This is a genomic window from Methylomonas subterranea (genome assembly GCF_024505185.1).
In the GTDB taxonomy this organism is placed as follows: domain Bacteria; phylum Pseudomonadota; class Gammaproteobacteria; order Methylococcales; family Methylomonadaceae; genus Methylomonas; species Methylomonas subterranea.
Genome location: NZ_JANIBJ010000001.1, coordinates 36,140 through 55,313, shown reverse-complemented (window position 1 = coordinate 55,313; position 19,174 = coordinate 36,140). Strand labels below are relative to the sequence as shown.

The following is a 19,174-nucleotide window of genomic DNA, read 5'->3' as shown; positions in this document are numbered from 1 at the left end:
ACTCATTATCCGCTTATTTCAGCCGCCAGTTTTTGCACATTGTCCTTGTTGTTCAACATCGTTCGAAAGACCATAACAACTTGATCAAACGGCAGACCGGCTTGTTGCGCAACGGGTTCAAGCCCGCTTTCATCCGCATTATCGTCTAACAGCGCATAGCAAATCCGCTGACCGGCAAGTATGCAACGAACAAACGCCGCCCGTTCTTCAACCGGCTCCTTGGAGTCGATATCCCGCAGCATGGATAGAAAAAACTCCGGTAAACGCCATTTTTTTAACAAAATATATCCCATTTGATAGTGGCTTTGACCAAAGTATTTTTGAACCTCGGTTTCGATATGCCGATAATCGCTTGGCCCCCGGCATAAAATCACGTCCAGTTCCTTGGGAAACAAGTAGGCGACCACCAACAGGCCGATATGCAACAGCAGGCCGCCGGTATAGGCGTTGGCGGCGGACAAATCCCGCCCCCCATCGATACCGGCCAACTTTTGCGCCGCCACCGCCGTAATCAACGAATGCATCCAGAACGACTGACTGTCGAAACATTTACACTGTCTGGCATCCAATTGCACATTCAGCAATATACCCAGGGAAAGGCTTTTGACCATCTGCAAGCCAAGAACCCGCACGATGGCGGTATGCAAATCGTCGATTTGACGCGACTGGGCAAAAAAAGCCGAATTGGCCAAACCCAATAAACGGGCAACCAATGCCGGCGACAAGGCAATCACCTTTACCAATTTATCGATATCCACATCCGGATCGTTCACAGCGGCCAAGATTTTCACGCTGGCTTCCGGCAAGGCCGGCAAATTTTTCAGCTTGTTGATACGCGATTCGATTGACTCTCTAAGCACATCGTCCATTAGTTTTGCCCGCATCCGGATAACATAAGTTGAACTCTCAAGCGGCGAAAATCGTCGACGGCCAACGCATCGTTCGCTATTATCAATGACGTGGTGGATAGCGCATCCGCCTTAAAGCATAAAAACACCGCCCATGGGCTGATAACGGTGTCATTCAACACTTCGATAGCTACGTAATCGCCGCCATCAAGCGCGATCTCCCAGCCCTGATTTTTAGTATATCGCAGCGATGGCGTAGAAGTTTTCCGGGCTGCGTGCCGCACGGCCCAGGCGATCGTAACCGCGACACATAAAAGCATCCGCTGAAAAACCGGCAAGCCGTTCAAGCCACAGGCCAGAAAAGCCAGCAGATGCAGCGAATCGACCAGCCACCTTAAACGCCGCGAAGGAACTATAACAAAAAAATGTGACGCTTGAAAACTTTGTTCCATTTCCCCATCATAATATCGACACGCCGCGTGTAGAATGGTCAACCCAACAACCCTCTGCTTAACCTTTCCGATACAGCGACTCGATGACCGCTCAAAACCAGCCGCACGATTTTCTTTACCCTTTGACCCATTTAGCCATTATAGAAGTCAATGGCCAGGATGCCAGTCAGTTTTTACAAGGACAACTGACCTGTAACATCAACGAACTGTCTCTGCAAACATCCAGTATTGCGGCCTTTTGCAACGCGAAGGGGCGCGTGATCAGCACATTGCTGGTCATAAAAACGCACACGGGATTTTTCCTGATCCTGCCCGCCGATTTGGTGGACATCGTCCTAAAAAAACTCCGAATCTATATTTTGCGCGCTAAAGTCCGACTGGATAAGCCGGACAAGCTGAGCCTGATCGGCCTGATGACAGCCGGCGCCATCGGCGATACCAGCCTGCTGCGGGAGGATTTCGAATGCAGCCAAACCGCCGGCCTTCTGATTGTAAAAATGCCGTTTAGCACTGGCGGATTTTTGTGCATTGCGCCGGCGACCGATACCACGGCGCTCGAAAAACTGCCGGTCGGCGAGCTTGCAGAATGGCGCTTTTGGGAAATTTCCAGCGGTTTTCCCTGGTTTGCCGCCGCCAAATCGGAACAATACATCCCGCAGATGTTAAATATCGACCAACTGGGCGGCATCAGTTTCAACAAAGGCTGCTATACCGGTCAGGAAGTCGTCGCCCGCACCCATTATCTGGGCAAAGCCAAACGCCATCTTTATCTGGCCGAGTGCGACAAAATCCTGCCGCCCGATAGTGATTACGCGATCAAAGACGCCGACTCCGGGGATAAATGCGGTGAAATTCTGTGTCTGGAATCATCGGACGGGATCACCCGCCTGCTGACAGTGCTACAAACAGTTGATGACACCACAAAAAACCTTATACTGGATGACAGTAAGAGCACCGCGATCAAACTGATCCCCGCCAATAGCCGGAAAGCTTAACCATGCAATTCAAATCTGTGCAAGACTTTCTGATCCACGTAAAAACCGAGCTTGAAGCAAATCGGCTGATATTGCCTACCCTGCCTGATATCGCATTAAAAGTGCGCGATTCCGTGTCCAAGGGCGACGCCTCGGCTCAGGAATTGGCCGAAATGATTGCCACCGACCCCGCGCTATCCGCCCGGCTGATTCAGGTTGCCAACAGCCCGCTGTATCGCGGCGCCAACGAAATCAAGAATATCCAGATGGCGGTAACCCGGCTCGGCAACAGCACCATACGCACCTTGATCACCAGTTTGGTGATGCAACAGATGTTCAAGCCGACCACGGCCTTGCTGGAACATTATTTCCGCGGCATTTGGGAGCAAGGCGTCAATGTATCCGCCATCAGCCGGGCCCTGGCCACCTTCGTGCCCAAACTCAACCCCGATGAAGCCATGCTGGCGGGCTTGATTCATCAGATTGGCAAATTGCCGATTTTAACCCTGGTGGAAAAAATCCCCGAATTCAAGGACAGCCCTTCCCGCCTGGAAAAACTGCTGGAAAAAGCCCATCCCCATGTCGGTAAACTGATCATGGATACCTGGAACTTTCCGGAGGAATTAAAACTGGTGGCATCGGAATATGTAAACTTCCAGCGCGATCATGACGGCCCGGCCGATTACGTCGATTTGGTGCAAGTGGCGTTTTTACAGAGCATCGCAGGCACGGATCATCCCGCCTGCCGGGTCGATTGGGCCACGGTGCCGGCCTTTGCCAAGCTCGGCCTGCAAGCCGACGCGGAAATTCTGGAAATCGAAGGCGTTTCGGAAGAAATAGAACTTGCTCAATCCATGTTTCTTTGAAATCAGATGATAGATCACCAAGCCGCCAACCGCTTTCGCCGCCTGGGCACGCTCACCATTTTCGCCGTATATTTCGTCATACTGGTGGGCGGCGTCGTCCGCGCTTCCGGCGCCGGCATGGGCTGCCCGGACTGGCCCACCTGTTTCGGCCAATGGGTACCGCCGACCGACGAAGCGCAACTGCCGGCCAATTACCACGAAATCTATGCCGCGCGCGGCTATGAGAGCACCGCTTTCAATCCGGTGAAAACCTGGACCGAATATACCAATCGGCTGGTTGGCGTCAGTATAGGATTTTTGATTTTTCTTACCGCCTGGTCGTCGCGTATTTATCTGAAAACCGACAAGACCACCTTTTACCTGGCCCTATCCGCCTTTTTCCTGGTGGGTTTTCAAGGTTGGTTGGGCTCGGCGGTGGTCGCCAGCAACTTGAAGCCCTTCATGATCACCCTGCACATGTTGCTGGCCTTGTTCATCGTGGCATTATTGATTTACGCCATCAGCCGCTCGCAAAAAAACCTGTTGACGGCGCTGAATGCCGCTTGGCTGACCCCGCGTTTTATCTGGGTGCTTAAAATAGCCATGCTGATGACCTTGCTGCAAATTGCCATGGGCACTCAGGTTCGGGAATCGGTGGATTACATCGCCCATCAACACAGCTATATCGACCGCCAATACTGGCGAGACAGCTTCCCCATCATTTTTTACGTGCATCGCTCGTTTTCGTCGCTGATTCTGTTCACCAATCTATGGCTGGCCTGGACCCTGCGTAAAAACGTTGAAAAAGACAGTCTGTTGCTGAAAGTGGCCCATGGCTTGATCGGCCTGATCGTGACAGCCATTCTGGCCGGCGTCAGCCTGGACAGACTGGGATTTCCGGCGCTTGCCCAACCCGTTCACCTGCTGATGGCCAATTTGATTTTCGGCGCCCAATTTTTTCTGTTTATTTGCCTGCATTACGCCCAAGGCGAATCCGCCCGCTAACTCCAGCGTTTTATCCAACTTATCAATAAGTTAAGCATTGTAGCGTTGTTTTGCGTTACAATGCCGCCATTGTCCGCCACGCGCGGACAGTTCTCTTTATTCTCTACAGGTATTTTTAATGTCAGACACCCCCACCCCTACGCCGTCCTTCAAAGATTTAGCACTATCCGAACCGGTTTTAAAAGCGCTGGAAACCATCGGCTACGAAACACCCTCCCCCATTCAGGCGCAGATCATTCCTTTCGTCATGGCCGGCCGCGACGTGCTGGGACAAGCCCAAACCGGCACCGGCAAAACCGCCGCCTTTGCCATGCCCATATTGACTCGCATCGACATTAAACAAAAAGATCCACAAGCCTTGGTACTGGCCCCGACCCGCGAATTGGCCATTCAGGTCGCCGAAGCCTTTCAAAGCTATGCCGCCCACATCAAGGGCTTTCACGTGCTGCCGATCTACGGCGGCCAGGATTACTCAGTGCAGTTGCGCCAACTCAATCGCGGCGCCCACGTAGTGGTCGGCACGCCGGGCCGGGTGATGGACCACATGCGCCGCGGCACCTTGAAGCTGGACCAGCTGAAAACCCTGGTTCTAGACGAAGCCGACGAAATGCTGCGCATGGGTTTTATCGACGATGTGGAATGGATTTTGGAACAAACCCCGTCCACCCGGCAAACCGCCTTGTTTTCGGCCACCATGCCCACCGAGATCCGCAAGATCGCGCAAAAATATCTGAATAACCCGGAACAAGTCACCATCAAGGTTAAAACCACCACCGCCGCCAATATTCGCCAGCGCTACTGGTTCGTCAGCGGCCTGCACAAAATGGATGCCCTGACCCGCATTCTGGAAGCGGAAAACTTCGATGGCATGATCATTTTCGTTAGAACCAAAACCGCCACTATCGAAGTGGCCGAAAAACTGGAAGCGCGCGGTTTCTCGGCCTCCGCCATCAACGGCGACATGTCGCAGGCCCTGAGGGAACGCGCCATCGACAACCTGAAGAGCGGTAAGCTGGATATCTTGATCGCCACCGATGTCGCCGCCCGCGGTCTGGACGTGGACCGCATCACCCACGTGGTCAATTACGACATCCCCTACGACACCGAATCCTACGTGCACCGCATCGGCCGCACCGGACGCGCCGGCCGCACGGGCGACGCAATCCTGTTCGTCTCGCCGCGGGAAAAACGCCTGCTGGCCAACATCGAACAGGCCACCAAGCAAAAAGTCGAGGAAATGCAACTGCCCTCGACCGAATTCATCAACAACGCCCGCGTCAACCGTTTCAAGCAACGCATCACCGACACCCTGGCCGCCGAGGAATTGAGTTTTTACAACCAGCTGATCAACCAATATCAGGTCGAACACGACGTGCCGGCCATCGACATTGCCGCCGCGCTGGCCAAGCTGCTGCAAGGCGATACGCCCTTGTTGATGAAGGATGTAGCCAAAAAACCGCGCAAGGATGCCGACGATAAATCCCGCGGCAAAGACCACGAGCGCGACCGCGCGCCCAAACGCGAGCGCGGCCGGGCCGGCGCCGTGGAAATGGAATTGTTCCGCATAGAAGTCGGCCATGGCGACGGCGTCAAGCCCGGCAATATCGTCGGTGCCATCGCCAATGAAACCGGTATCGACGGCGAGCATATTGCCCGCATCAAAATCGAGGAAAATTACAGCACGGTGGAACTACCGGCCGGCATGCCGAAGGATTTGTTTCAGGCCTTGAAAAAAGTCAGGGTCGCCGGCAAACCGCTGAATATTTCCAAATACGATCCGGCCTTGGTCAAAAAAGACAAAAGCAAAAAACGGGTGGGTTCCACCTCGAAACGCGGCAAAAACAAAGAGTAATCGACTTAAACCGCCATGGCCGAATTATGCTCGGTTTCGGCAAGATCAGCGGCCCATATCGATGAGCGCGATGAATGATTGATCCCCACAAGTTAATCGTTTTGGCGCGCCGCCTTATGGGCCGGTAAGAAGATCTCTTAAACTGCTCGATTGTAAAATTTCAACTCCACGTTGCTCCAGAGCGACGAACAGGTTTTGTAGCGCGGGTTCCATGGCGATACAAGTTCGATTGCTTATCGAGCCGTCGCCGGCAGTGCGGATAACATTCAGTATCTCGATCAATAAAATGTTATCGGTATCATGGGCCAAAACGAACATTGAATCGTTTTCCAGCGCCAGCAAAAAACCCGCCCGAGTCAAGCCGTGTAAAATTTCCTCGACGGCTTCCCACGGCACATCCACCGCATCCGCCAACTGTTGTAAAGTGCAGCCCGTTCCGCTGTTTAAATGCTGGCGACCAATCATAACCATCAGCAAAATAGACAAGCTTTCCTGGCATTGAATACTCAGCCGCGGCCGACGTTTAACGTAACGCAGATAACGCGGGTATTGAACATGAAATACCACCACGCTACCCATCAGCAAGATCAGCCAGCTGATATAAAGCCAGATCATGGCAAGCAAGATCACCGCAAATCCGGAATATATCGCGCTGTACTGAGTGGAATCGGCAATAAAATTCGCAAACAACGTACCCACGGCCTTCCAGGCTACTCCGGCGCATAAACCGCCGATCAAGGCCGGCACCAGTTTCACCTTGCTGTTTGGAATGAAGACGTAGGCAAAGCCAAACGCAATCGAGATCAGTACATGGGGTAAAATCAGGCCAAATAGATAATACGCGAAGCCGAAGGGTTCCATTTGCACCAGGCGCCGCACCAACTCCGAGTCGCCCATCGATGAGCTAATGCCGATGGCGGAAAACAAAAATACCGGCCCGATCAATATGACGGTCAAATAATCGGTAAAGCGCCGGTAAAGCGAACGCGGTCTGCTGACGCGCCAGATATGGTTAAAACAACTCTCGATTTCCGCCAACAACGATATGGCGGTATAAAACAGCAGCAAAAACCCCACAAAACCCAGCACGCCGACTTTTATGTTCTCGACAAACGCAATCACATTGCCGGTTATTTCCGCACCCTTTGCACCTAATGGCGCCAGAAATTCCGCTAAAAACGGCTCAATCTGGTTATGCACCCCAAAACCTTTCAGAATAGAAAAGCTGACCGCCAACAACGGCGCGAGCGACAATAGGCTGATATAAACCAAGCTCATGGCCCGTTGTTTCAAGCCGCCTTCTTCATACTCCCTCGCCAGCGCATGAATAAAACCTTGCAGAGTGTAAGCCGCCTGTTTTAGTAAGGCTTTAGAAAAAGCGCATCGTTGTTCCATAAAGGTTATTTCACAACCGAGATTGAGGGGCGCAAACGCGGCAGTTGCCGAAGGATCGGCATCTACCTCAGCAACAACAACGGCTTATGGCTTTGCAACAGCATTTTTGCCGTAAAACTGCCCAACAGCAGATCATGAATCCGGCTATGGCTGAAGGCCCCCATGACGGTTAAATCAATGTCGAAGCGGTTTTGATAATCGCATAACGCTTGCTCGGGATTACCACCGAGTTTTTGGCTGATCAGTTTGATACCGGGCGCCTGTTTCAAGGTGTTGGCGGCCTTTTCCAACAGCTCGCCGCCGTAATCCTGCTCGCTGACACAAACCAAGTGGCATAACAACCCGCGACAAAGCGGGCTGTTCACCACCATGTCCACGGCTTTATCCGCGGCTGCGCTGCCGTCGTAAGCCAGCATGATACGTTCGGGCGCTTTAAACGCACCGTTGACCACCAGAATGGGCTTATGTAAGGAACGCACGATGGACTCCAGCTTGGCGCCGATTTTATCGGCCTGATCTTCGTGCACTTTGCCGCGCGCGCCGACCACCAAAACCCCAATGCATTCTTCCAGCTCTATCAACGACTCCACCAGACTGCCGTGGCGACTGTGTAAATCCGCCGTGGCGATGCCCGACTGCAGCACTCTTTGCCGGGCCGCCGCCATGATCAACTTGCCTTGTTGCAATTTGAGCTTGCTCCGCTGCAATTCCAACGCCACGATGTCCTTCAGCAATTGGTCGCTGCCATCCACGCCGATATTACCGGACAAGTCCAGCGCGGCGGCGGTTTCCGGATGATGATCGATGGTATGCAGCAAGGTTAAGGGCGCAGCGAGCCGTTGCGCGATCCAGGCCGCGTAATCGCACACCGCCGGCAGCAAATTCGAGCCGTCCACGCAAGCCAGTACCGTATTGTTTTGAACCTGCATCAGTGGCCTCCCAGAACCTTTTCGATTTCTTCGGGTTTGTCGTGCATGCCGAAGCGATCGACGATGGTGCTGCTGGCTTGGTTAAGACCGACCACTTCCACCTCCGCGCCTTCGCGGCGAAATTTGATGACGACCTTATCTAGGGCGGTCACCGAGCTAATGTCCCAAAAGTGCGCCCGGTGCAGATCGATAACCACCTTTTCCAAGGCTTCCCTGAAATCGAAGGCGGCCGTGAACTTGTCCGCCGAATTGAAAAACACCTGACCGACCACCCGATAAGTCCGGGTAGCGCCGGCTTCGTCGATACTGGAATCGACATACATGAAATGGCTGATTTTATTGGCAAAAAACAAGGATGCCAATAACACGCCGACAAACACGCCCAGGGCCAGATTGTGCGTCCACACCACCACGCTCACGGTCGCCAGCATGACGATATTGGTCGAGACGGGATACTGTTTCAGATTGAGGATGGAGCGCCAGTTGAAGGTACCAATGGACACCATGATCATCACCGCCACCAGCGCGGCCATGGGAATTTTGGAAATCCACTGATCCAGAAATACCACCATAATCAACAATAAAGTGCCGGCGGTAAAGGTGGACAAACGGCCCCGGCCGCCGGATTTGATATTGATGACCGACTGGCCGATCATCGCGCAGCCGGCCATGCCCCCCAACAAACCCGCGCCGATATTGGCCAAACCCTGGCCCTTGCACTCGCGGTTTTTATCGCTGGCCGTATCCGTCAACTCATCGATAATGGTGGCCGTCATCAAGGATTCCAGCAAACCCACCACCGCCATGGGCAGCGCATAGGGCACAACGATCAGCAAGGTATCCAAATTCAACGGCACTTGCGGCCACATGAATACCGGCAAGGTATCGGGCAATGCGCCCATGTCGCCGACGGTACGGATATCCAGCTCGAAAATCACCGCCACCGCCGTCAGGGAGACGATGCTGATCAGCGGCGAAGGCAGCCATTTACCCAGCACGGGCAAATAGGGAAACAGGTAAATAATGCCCAGACCGGCCACCGTCATGGCATACACATGCCAAGTAACGTTGGTCAATTCCGGCAACTGGGCCATGAAAATCAGAATGGCCAGGGCGTTGACGAATCCGGTCACCACCGAACGTGACACAAAACTCATCAGACTACCCAGTTTCAGATACCCGGCGCCGATTTGCAGCACACCGGTCAACAGGGTTGCCGCCAACAAATATTGCAAGCCGTGTTCCTTGACCAGCGTCACCATCAACAAAGCCATCGCCCCGGTTGCCGCCGAAATCATGCCCGGTCTGCCGCCGACGAAAGCCGTTATCACCGCAATGCAGAACGAGGCATACAAGCCGACCTTGGGGTCGACGCCGGCAATGATGGAAAAGGCAATGGCCTCCGGAATCAGCGCCAGCGCCACCACCAAACCCGCCAGCAGGTCGCCGCGCAAATTGCCTAGCCAATCCCGTTTTTTCGATAAAAAGAGCATGAGTATCCTAACGCTGTAACCACTAAAAAATCTGCCCGTCCGGCCAATTACTCGATGCCGATTTTATGCGCCATGGCCGGCAATACCAGCATACTGCACACAAGGGTCAGGGAAATGCCGATGGCCAGCAGCAAACCCATGCTGGCGGTGCCGGCATGGGTATTGAAGGCCAGGCTGGAGAAACTGCACAAGGTGGTCAAGGCACTGTAAAACACCCCGCGGGCCGCGCTGGTTTGCAGCAATTGTTTATGATCGGGCTGATGCCGCAACCTGTGCACGATATGGATGCCGCTATCGACGCCCATGCCCAACAGCAGCGGCAACACAATGATGTTGGCAAAGTTGAACGGATTGTCCAGCAACACATTGCCGGCCGCCGTCAGCAGGGCCGCCAGCAGCAAGGGCGTAACGACCAACAAGGTGGACTTGATACGCCGCGTCAACAGCAACAGCAACAGCACGATCATCGCCAGCGCGCCGGAGAAAGCTTGTATAAACGCATCGACGATGGCTTGGCCCGACGTGACATCGCCTATCGGCAAACCGAACACTTTCGGATAGATACCCATGACCTCGTTCACAAACCGCTTCAAATTTTCCGGATTATTCAAATCCTGCTTGGGTAATACCAATACCCGGTAAATCCCGTCGGCGCTCACCCATTGCGATGTCACTTCCGGCGGCAAATCTTCGATGCCGAATTCGCTGGCGGTCAGACCGTCGCGCAGCATCAGCATGGTGTGCGGCAACAGCTTCATGATGCTGTCTTCCAGCACGGCGTAGCCGGCGACCGGATTGGGCAGGGCATCGGCATATTGGATAAAATCCGTCACTTCCCGCGTCAGTTGCTCCAAAACCGGCAAGGCCACGAGTTGCCCGGGTTGCCGGACAGCTGTTTGCAGCCTGTCCCGCAACTTCAGCAAGGCCGCCCGCACATCCGAATGTTCCGGCTGTTCGGCAAAACGATTCAGTTGCACCGGCATGATCAGATTCAGGTTATCGATGATCTCCAGCTTTTCTTCCTGTTGCCCCGGCACCATATCGCTCAGGGTAATGGCTTCGTGCACGCTGGGCAATTTGGCGAAACGGGCCGCCAACTCATCGGCATGCGCCAGACTGTCGGTCAGCGCCGAGGTCGCAAACGGCGAATCGGTTTGGCTGCGCAACAATTGTTTAAAGGCAATCACGGACTGGGTGTTGGGGTCGCGCAAATTGATCGGGTTGGAATCGAATCGCATTTGGGTCAAGGTCAAACCGGCCAACAAGGCGGCCGTCGCCGCAAGTATCAAAACCGCCCCGGCATGCCTGAACGGAAACTCATAGATCCATTCGGGCAGAAAGGTCTTGCCGTTGGTCGGCGGGGGATTGATGGGCAACAGTTTCAACATGGCCGGCAGCAAGCTCAGCGACACCAGCAAGCCGATGAAAATGCCGCCGCCGGAAATGATGCCCAACTCTGAAACCCCCTTGAAATCGGTCGGGATAAAGGCAAAAAAACCGATTGCGGTGGTTGCCGCGCATAAAAACAGCGAGCGGCCCACGGTATCCATGCTGTTTAAGATAGCCTGTTCGGTAGCCATGCCTTGCTGGCGGCATTCCTGATATCGCAGGCACAAATGGGTGGCGAAATCCACGCCCAGACCTATGTAAAGCACCGCGAAGGCCACCGAAATCAAATTCAAATGCCCCACCGTCAAGGCGGCAAAACCGGCGGTCAACGCCAAACCCACCAGCAAGGCCACAAAAGTCATCAGCAGCAGTCTCAACGAACGCAGGCCTATCCATAATGCCAGACACACCAGTACCAGAGAGACCAGACTGGAGATGATCATGCCCTGGTTCACGGTTTCCATTTCCTCGTGTTCCAGCGCGATTTCGCCGGTAAAACTCAATTGGACGCCCGGGAAGCGACCGGCCATGTCGACGGCCAATTCGCGCAGATGTTGCATGGGTTTGCCGGCCGGCATCAGTTGCTTGTAATCCAGATGCACGCGGGTAATCACCAGCCTTCGGGTTTGATCGCCGGCAAAACTTTTTTCGGTCAGCAACTGTTGCCAGGACAGATAATGCGGCCGGCCGGCCTTGACCGCCCGCAAAGACTCGCCGACGGCGTTCAACAAGGGATCCAGCGGCATGGCCAAATCCCGCTCCCGTCCTTCCAGGGCCAGACCAATGATGTCGGTTAAACCGGCAAAATGATAATGGGCGGACAAGTAGCCGATAAAGGGCTGGGCGTCCACCAGTTTGTTCGACAGCGTTTCAAGTTCTTCCTCGGTCAAATATAAAAAACCCTGCCGGCGGAAAAACGCGTTATCGACCGGGGTGTAAGCGGATTCGAACAAGGCTTTTTCCACTTGCAGATGAGCTTCTATAGTTCTTGCCGCTTCCGCGGTTTGCTCCGGCGTCGGGGATTCCACCACCACGATGATGGCCAGGGCGTCCCGCGGAAAAGCCCTATCCAATTCGGCGCGGATTTTAATGAAGGGTAGATCCTGCGACAGCAAGTCGCTGGTATTGGTGTTGATACCCAGATGATCGCGGGTATAAAACACGCTGCCGGTGGCGAGCAGAGCAAACAGCAACAGCAGCGACCAGGGAAAACGGATGGGTAAGCGGGATAAAAACGCAAATAAGCGGGTTTTTATCGTTGTGGCGGCAAGAGGCATAATGTTGGAAGGCTAAAAAGCAGTAAAAAAGAAAATCGCACAAAACCGGTGTAGGGGCTTTGGATTTATTTCGTCGGCAAACAGGGGCATACTGCGTTTTACCCCGGCCGGCCGGACAATCCGAGAAATCGACAGGCTATTATAAGCAAAAGCGCTATTCTTCCCCTAACGGTCATGAACCCCCCGGCAAATGAAAGGCAATCTCGTGGGAGCGATGCATAGTCGCGATGATGGCCTTGCGAATCGCGACTATTGCATCGCTCCCACCATGACTTTCAGAGTAACGTTCATGAAGGCCTGGCGATCGCCCCGGCAAATGAAAGTAGTGCAGCTGGGTACGGTTCCTCGCCGGACAGGACGCCGTAAATACGTCCGTGTAGGCTCGACGGCAGCATCCTTGCTGCCGTCGCCTGTCCAACAAGCAACCGTACCCGCCCGATTTTTTACTTTCAGAGTAAAAGACAGTAACTTGAATGACAATTGGTGACCGGGCGCACCTTGGAGAATATCCCGTGACAAAATATGCATTGATAGCCTTGATCCCGCCGCTGCTTATGCGTGCGGCCTGTGCCGAGGACAGCCTGGTAATCGGCGCCTTCAGCCAAAACCGCCTGGACGGCTGGGAGCACAAAAGCTTCAAGGGCGAAACCCGCTATCGACTACAAAACCTGGAAGGAACGATGGTGCTGACCGCGGACAGTCATGCCAGCGGCTCCGGCTTGTTCAAGGAACAAAGCATCGATCTAAACCAAACACCGACGTTGAACTGGTCGTGGCGCATCGCAGAGCGGCTGAGCGGTTTGAACGAGCAAAGCAAGGCCGGCGACGATTACGCGGCGCGACTGTATGTGGTGGTCAAGGGCGGTCTGGCGTTTTGGCGCACCAGGGCCATCAACTATGTCTGGGCCGGTAACAGCCAAAAAGACAGCATCTGGCCCAACGCCTTTGCCGGCGAGCATGTGATGATGCTGGCCTTGCGCGGCCCGGAAGCGCCGCCGAAGGTCTGGCATCGCGAAAAACGCAATCTCCGGACCGATTTCAAGCAACTGTTCGGCGAAAATATAGAAAACATCGATGCCGTGGCCATCATGACCGATACCGATAACAGCGGCGGCCGGGCAGCCGCCGACTACGGCGACATCTGGTTTTCCAAGGATTAAACACATGTACGACACCAAGCCTCTTTTGACCGCCAGTGACTTCCCGGCCATTTTTCGCCGGCCCTTGGAAATTTTACAAATCAACCTCGGCTACTTATGCAACCTCAGTTGCCTGCATTGCCACGTCAACGCCGGCCCCAAGCGTACCGAAATGATGAGCCGGGAAACCGTGGAACAGGTTCTGGCCCTGGCGGCAGCCGCCCATATTCGCTGCCTGGACTTGACCGGCGGCGCGCCGGAAATGCACGCCGATTTTCATTATCTGGTGCGCGGCGCGCGCGATTGCGGCATCGAGGTAATCGATCGCTGCAACCTGACCATACTGGAAGCGCCGGGGCATGAAGACCTGGCGGGTTTTTTGGCCGCTCAAGGGGTCAGGATCGTGGCCTCCCTGCCGTGCTATCTGGAAGACAATGTCGACAAACAACGCGGCAAGGGCGTTTTCAAACAAAGCCTGTCGGCGCTGCGGCGCCTCAATCGACTGGGTTACGGCCAGTCCGACAGCGGCTTGCAACTGAATCTGGTGTTCAATCCTCAAGGCCCGCTGTTGCCGCCCGACCAACAACAGCTGGAACAAGCCTACAAACAGCATCTGCAACAACATTACGGCATCGTCTTCAACCATCTGTACGCCATCGCCAATATGCCGATACAACGTTTCGGCAGCATATTGCTCAGCCATGGTCTGTTCGATTCCTATCTTTCCTTGCTGAAAAACAGTTTCCGCGCCGACAATCTGGACAATTTGATGTGTTTGAATACCATCAGCATCGATTGGCAAGGCCATGTCTACGATTGCGACTTCAATCAGATGCTGGACATGCCGCTGGCGGCAGTTGCCAAACCCAAGGTGCATATCGGCGAATTGAATCCGGCGGCTTTAAATGGCGCTGCAATAGCCACGGCGGCCCATTGTTACGGCTGCACGGCCGGCCAGGGCAGCAGTTGCGGCGGCGCCCTGGCCCCGCAAAGCCGAAATGAATAGTAGCCGCGCCGATAGTGCGTCGTAAGCGGCCACCGTCCAGGTCAAGCCGGATCGGCCGGGCTTAGCAAACGCTCCAGGTCGGCGCATTCATCCGCTGTCAGTTCGAACTCGAAAATCGCCAGATCGTCCCGCATATGCTGCGTGGAAGTGGTGCCGGTCAAGGGGACCACGCCGACCTGGGTCAAGTAGCGAAACAGAATTTGCGCCGGGCCGCGCCGGTAGTGTTGCGCCAAAGCCTTGAGGGTCTGGTGCGCCAGTAATTTCGGGTTGGCGGTCAAGGTCCAGAAACTTTGATAAATGACCCCATGCGCCCGGCAAAATTTGCGCAATTCCACGTCGTAGCCGCTGTCGGCGTAAAAACGATTTTGCAATACCGCCGGCTTGACGATGGCGGCCCGATATAAAAATTCGAACAGCGCCGGATCGTAGCAGTTGCTGATACCCAGCTGGCGCGCGCCGCCGGACAGCACAATATCCTCCATTGCCCGCCAGACCGTCATCAGTTCCGCCTTATCGGCCAGCGGCGAATGCAATATCAGGCCGTCCAGATAGCCGGTGCGCAAATTGTCCAGCGATTTTGCAAAGGACTGCGCCACCTGCCGCTGCAGAGGCGCTTGCGGGTCGTAGGGAATTTGCAGCGGGTCCTGTCCGCCGAGGGGGGTGAATTTAGTTTGCAGATAAATCTGCTCGCGCCCCAAGCCCAATTCGAATGCGGCATGCAGGGCTTCGCCCACCCCGGCTTCATGATAATGCTTGGGCTGGCAGGCGGTATCGATACCGCGAAAGCCCGTTTCCAGGGCCAGGGCCACCCATTCGGCGGTCCTTTCCCGCTTCCAGGCCGTACCGTAAATAAGCCGGGGCATGGCTACGCCGGCCGAACTGATTACAACGTCGTCTTGCATAAGGCCTCCTAAAAAGTTCCCCCTCATGGTAACCGAGATTCGGCCTGGGGGCCGATTGTCGGCTATTTGTTCCGTCAATGTCGTCATTGCGGCCCACCGCCAGGGCTTTGTAGCATTTACTACAAAGCCTTACTAAAACAAAGCTAATAAACTCAATATCTTAACTGCTGGCACATTGGTTGCTTTGTCACTATCAAAAAGCGAGGTGTGATGCCATGAAATCGACCAAAGATATTGCCGAACTGCTGGACGAACCGGCCTGCGAGCATAACAAGAAGGAAAAGTCCGGCTGCGCCAAACCGAAACCGGGTTCGGCGGCGGGCGGTTGCGCGTTCGACGGCGCCCAGATCGCATTGTTGCCAATTGCGGACGTGGCGCACATCGTCCATGGCCCCATTGCCTGCGCCGGTTCTTCCTGGGATAACCGCGGCACCCGTTCTTCCGGTTCGGAGCTGTATCGCATCGGCATGACCACCGATTTGACCGAACAGGACGTGGTGATGGGGCGTAGCGAAAAACGCCTGTTCCACGCCATCAAACAAGCCATAGAAACCTACAACCCGCCGGCGGTGTTCATTTACAACACCTGCGTACCCGCCTTGGTGGGCGACGACATCAACGCCACCTGCAAATCCGCCGCCGAACGTTGGGGCGTGCCGGTGGTACCCATCGATTGCGCCGGCTTTTACGGCACCAAAAACCTGGGTAACCGCATCGCCGGCGACGCCATGGTCAAGCATGTGATCGGCACCCGCGATCCCGATCCGTTGCCGCCCGGCACCGAACGGCCCGGCATCAAGGTGCACGATGTCAATCTGGTCGGCGAATACAACATCGCCGGCGAATTCTGGCACGTGCTGCCGCTGCTGGACGAAATGGGTCTGCGCGTGCTGTGCACCCTGTCCGGCGACGCCCGTTTCCGCGAGGTGCAGACCATGCACAAGGCCGAAGTAAACATGATGGTCTGCTCCAAAGCCATGGTCAACGTCGCGCGTAAATTGCAACAAAGCTACGGCACGCCTTGGTTCGAGGGCAGTTTTTACGGCATCACCGACACCAGCCAGGCTTTGCGCGATTTCGCCAGGGTGATTAACGATCCCGATTTAATCGAACGTACCGAAGCCATCATCGCCCGCGAGGAAAACCGCATCCGCCAAGCCTTGGCTCCTTGGAAAGAACGGCTAAAAGGTAAACGGGTATTGTTGTTTACCGGCGGCGTAAAAAGTTGGTCGGTCATTTCGGCGCTGCAGGATCTCGGGATGGTGGTGGTCGCCACCGGCACCAAAAAATCCACCGAGGAAGACAAGGCGCGCATCCGCGAATTGATGGGCGAAGAGACCTTGATGATAGAAGACGGCAGCCCGAAAGCCTTGCTAAAAGTCGTCGCTGACTATAAAGCCGACATTCTGATCGCCGGCGGCCGCAATATGTATACCGCATTGAAAGCCCGCATTCCCTTCCTGGATATCAACCAGGAACGCGAATTCGGTTACGAAGGCTACCAGGGTATGCTGGAACTGGTGCGGCAATTGGCCCTGACCCTGGAAAGTCCGGTCTGGGAAGCCGTGCGGGCCACGCCGCCCTGGCGTATAAAAGCCCCCTCTCCTGCTGGAGAGGGCTGGGGTGAGGAGAAAATAAATCAGCAAAATGCCTTATTTGATCCCCCTCATCCTAACCTTCTCCCTCACGGAGAAGGGACGGTCGTTGCAGCAGGGGCATAGCCATGGCCGAAATCGTCAAACGCAACAAAGCCCTGTCGGTAAACCCGTTAAAAGCCAGCCAACCCACCGGCGGTTCCCTGGCTTGCCTGGGTTTCGACAAGGCCATTCCGATGCTGCACGGCTCGCAAGGCTGTACCGCCTTTGCCAAGGTGTTCTTCGTCCGGCATTTTCGCGAGCCGATTCCGCTGCAAACCACGGCGATGGATCAGGCCAGTTCGGTATTGGGCGCTGATGAAAACGTGGTCGAAGGCATCAAGAATATCGCCGAAAAGTCCAAACCGGCCCTGATCGCGGTATTGACCACCGGCTTGGCCGAAACCCAAGGTTGCGACGTGCACCGTAACGTTCGCGAGTTCCGGGTCAAATATCCGGAATACAACCATGTCGCCGTGGTAGCCGTGAACACCCCGGATTTCACCGGCTGCGTGGAGACCGGCTATGCCGCCACTCTGTACGAAATTATTAAGGATTTGGTGCCGGACGCCGCCAGCGCCGGCAGCAAACCCGGCAACCGCCAACGGCAGGTCAACGTACTGGCCAGCCCGATGTTGACACCGGGCGATCTGGAAGCGCTGCGCGATTTAATCGAACAATTCAATTTACGGCCGGTACTGGTGCCGGATTTATCCGACTCCCTGGACGGCAGCCTGACCGACGACGACTTTTCCCCCGTCACCATCGGCGGCACGCCGGTTTCGGAATTGGCCACATTGGGCGAAGCCCGGGCTACCTTGGTTATCGGCGCATCCCTGCGTAAATCCGGCGAACTGTTGCAGGAAAAAACCGGCGTGCCTAGCCATTATTTCGATCACCTGTATGGCCTGCAAGCCAACGATGCGCTGGTGCAGGCCCTGACCGACATCAGCGAAATGCCGGTACCGCAAAAAGTCGAGCGGCAACGGGCCCAATTGCAGGATGCCATGCTGGATACCCATTTCATGCTCGGCCAACTGCGGGTAGCCATCGCCGCCGATCCCGACCAGCTTAATGCCCTGATTCATCTGGTGCACGGCATGGGCTGCGAAGTCGTAACCGCCATCGCCGCCGGCAACACGCCGGTACTGGCAACCGCACCGGTGGACAGCATCAAAATCGGCGACCTGGAAGATTTGGAAGTAATGGCCAAGGAGCGCAAGGCGCAACTGCTGATAGGCAACTCGCACGCCGTCGCCAGCGCCGAACGCCTGGGCATCCCCATTCTGCGTATCGGCTTTCCGCTCTACGATGTGATCGGCGGCTATCAAAAAACCTGGATAGGTTATCGCGGCACCCGCCAGACCCTGTTCGATCTGGCCAATCTGGTGATCAATTTCGCCCATGAAGAGATAGAGCCGTATTACTCGCCGTACGCGCAAAAACCCGAATCCGAACGTCCAGCCTGCTCGCCGTCATGTCATTAACCCGCCGCATGCAGGTCGTGCATCAATCCGAACAGGAGATACCGATGGAAACAGCCATCAAAGTCGCATTCGCCACCACCGACATGGTGCATGTCAATCAGCACTTCGGTTCCGCCAAATCGTTCGCGGTATATGCCGTGAACCCGGAACAGGTTGAGCTGATAGAAGCCGCCCAATTCGGCGAACTCGCGCAAGACGGCAACGAAGACAAACTGTCGGTGAAGCTGCAATTGTTGGACGGCTGCGCGGCGGTGTATTGCCAAGCCGTCGGCGCTTCGGCGATCAAACAAATCATCGCTCAGGGCATACAGCCGATCAAGGTCCACGAAGGCAGCACCATCAAGGATTTGCTCAGCGACTTGCAAGCTGAAATGAAGGCCGGGCCGTCCAGTTGGCTGGCCAAGGCCATCAACCAGAACAAGGGTCCCGATCCGCAACGTTTCGATGAAATGGAGCAGGAAGGCTGGGACGAATAAGCAGCCCCGCACCGCCGATATACCGTTGCAACGGCAACACCAACCGCAGAATTCAACACACAGGAGAACAC

General features: G+C 55.1%; 16 protein-coding genes. 9 read left to right on the top strand and 7 right to left on the bottom strand.

Features of this window, described 5'->3' with window-relative positions; genetic code table 11:
* Positions 1–5 precede the first annotated feature (5 nt).
* A complete protein-coding gene (locus tag NP590_RS00285; protein WP_256600133.1) occupies positions 6–884 on the bottom strand; it encodes an HDOD domain-containing protein in 879 nt (292 codons plus the stop codon).
* Positions 869–1,300 carry a protein YgfX gene (locus NP590_RS00280; RefSeq protein WP_256600131.1) on the bottom strand — a complete coding sequence of 144 codons (432 nt, stop codon included), beginning with the start codon at positions 1,298–1,300 and terminating at the stop codon, positions 869–871. The genes NP590_RS00285 and NP590_RS00280 overlap by 16 nt, the downstream gene beginning before the upstream one ends.
* 83 nt (positions 1,301–1,383) lie before the next feature.
* Here NP590_RS00280 and ygfZ point away from each other — a divergent pair, with 83 nt between their 5' ends.
* The 4 genes from ygfZ to NP590_RS00260 all read left to right on the top strand — a co-directional run bounded on the left by ygfZ (position 1,384) and on the right by NP590_RS00260 (position 5,976).
* A complete protein-coding gene (gene ygfZ, locus NP590_RS00275) occupies positions 1,384–2,295 on the top strand; it encodes a CAF17-like 4Fe-4S cluster assembly/insertion protein YgfZ (RefSeq protein WP_256600130.1) in 912 nt (303 codons plus the stop codon).
* A gap of 2 nt (positions 2,296–2,297) precedes the next feature.
* A complete protein-coding gene (locus tag NP590_RS00270; RefSeq protein ID WP_256600129.1) occupies positions 2,298–3,140 on the top strand; it encodes an HDOD domain-containing protein in 843 nt (280 codons plus the stop codon).
* Positions 3,141–3,146: 6 nt separating this feature from the next.
* Positions 3,147–4,124 carry a COX15/CtaA family protein gene (locus tag NP590_RS00265; protein ID WP_256600128.1) on the top strand — a complete coding sequence of 326 codons (978 nt, stop codon included), beginning with the start codon at positions 3,147–3,149 and terminating at the stop codon, positions 4,122–4,124.
* A 118-nt stretch (positions 4,125–4,242) separates the two neighbouring features.
* On the top strand, positions 4,243–5,976 hold the full coding sequence (locus tag NP590_RS00260; protein WP_256600127.1) for a DEAD/DEAH box helicase: 1,734 nt from the start codon (positions 4,243–4,245) through the stop codon (positions 5,974–5,976).
* Between the two features lie 114 nt (positions 5,977–6,090).
* On the opposite strand, the gene NP590_RS00255 is transcribed toward NP590_RS00260, so the two are convergent.
* From NP590_RS00255 to NP590_RS00240, 4 genes are all read right to left on the bottom strand, one after another.
* Positions 6,091–7,371, bottom strand: coding sequence for a YhjD/YihY/BrkB family envelope integrity protein (locus NP590_RS00255; protein ID WP_256600125.1), 1,281 nt, complete (start codon positions 7,369–7,371; stop codon positions 6,091–6,093).
* A gap of 62 nt (positions 7,372–7,433) precedes the next feature.
* On the bottom strand, positions 7,434–8,300 hold the full coding sequence (locus tag NP590_RS00250) for a universal stress protein (protein WP_256600124.1): 867 nt from the start codon (positions 8,298–8,300) through the stop codon (positions 7,434–7,436).
* On the bottom strand, positions 8,300–9,793 hold the full coding sequence (locus tag NP590_RS00245; RefSeq protein ID WP_256600123.1) for a SulP family inorganic anion transporter: 1,494 nt from the start codon (positions 9,791–9,793) through the stop codon (positions 8,300–8,302). Before NP590_RS00245 ends, NP590_RS00250 begins: the two co-directional genes overlap by 1 nt.
* Before the next feature lie 47 nt (positions 9,794–9,840).
* Positions 9,841–12,459 (bottom strand): MMPL family transporter, encoded by a 2,619-nt coding sequence (locus NP590_RS00240; RefSeq protein WP_256600122.1) that lies wholly within the window; start codon positions 12,457–12,459, stop codon positions 9,841–9,843.
* 512 nt (positions 12,460–12,971) lie between these two features.
* Between NP590_RS00240 and NP590_RS00235 the strand changes: the two genes are divergently transcribed.
* Positions 12,972–13,619, top strand: coding sequence for a DUF3047 domain-containing protein (locus NP590_RS00235; RefSeq protein ID WP_256600121.1), 648 nt, complete (start codon positions 12,972–12,974; stop codon positions 13,617–13,619).
* A 4-nt stretch (positions 13,620–13,623) separates the two neighbouring features.
* Complete coding sequence (arsS, locus tag NP590_RS00230) at positions 13,624–14,604, top strand: arsenosugar biosynthesis radical SAM (seleno)protein ArsS (protein WP_256600120.1); 981 nt, start codon at positions 13,624–13,626, stop codon at positions 14,602–14,604.
* 41 nt (positions 14,605–14,645) lie between these two features.
* Here the strand turns inward: arsS and NP590_RS00225 are convergent, their stop codons facing one another.
* A complete protein-coding gene (locus NP590_RS00225; protein WP_256600118.1) occupies positions 14,646–15,506 on the bottom strand; it encodes an aldo/keto reductase family protein in 861 nt (286 codons plus the stop codon).
* A gap of 215 nt (positions 15,507–15,721) precedes the next feature.
* On the opposite strand from NP590_RS00225, the gene nifE reads away from it, so the two are divergent.
* From nifE to nifX, 3 genes are read left to right on the top strand one after another with little or no spacing between them, the layout of a single operon-like run.
* Positions 15,722–17,227 carry a nitrogenase iron-molybdenum cofactor biosynthesis protein NifE gene (gene nifE, locus NP590_RS00220; RefSeq protein WP_256600117.1) on the top strand — a complete coding sequence of 502 codons (1,506 nt, stop codon included), beginning with the start codon at positions 15,722–15,724 and terminating at the stop codon, positions 17,225–17,227.
* A gap of 2 nt (positions 17,228–17,229) precedes the next feature.
* A complete protein-coding gene (nifN, locus tag NP590_RS00215) occupies positions 17,230–18,627 on the top strand; it encodes a nitrogenase iron-molybdenum cofactor biosynthesis protein NifN (RefSeq protein WP_256600116.1) in 1,398 nt (465 codons plus the stop codon).
* Positions 18,618–19,103 (top strand): nitrogen fixation protein NifX, encoded by a 486-nt coding sequence (gene nifX / locus NP590_RS00210; RefSeq protein WP_256600115.1) that lies wholly within the window; start codon positions 18,618–18,620, stop codon positions 19,101–19,103. Before nifN ends, nifX begins: the two co-directional genes overlap by 10 nt.
* The last annotated feature ends 71 nt before the right edge of the window (positions 19,104–19,174 follow it).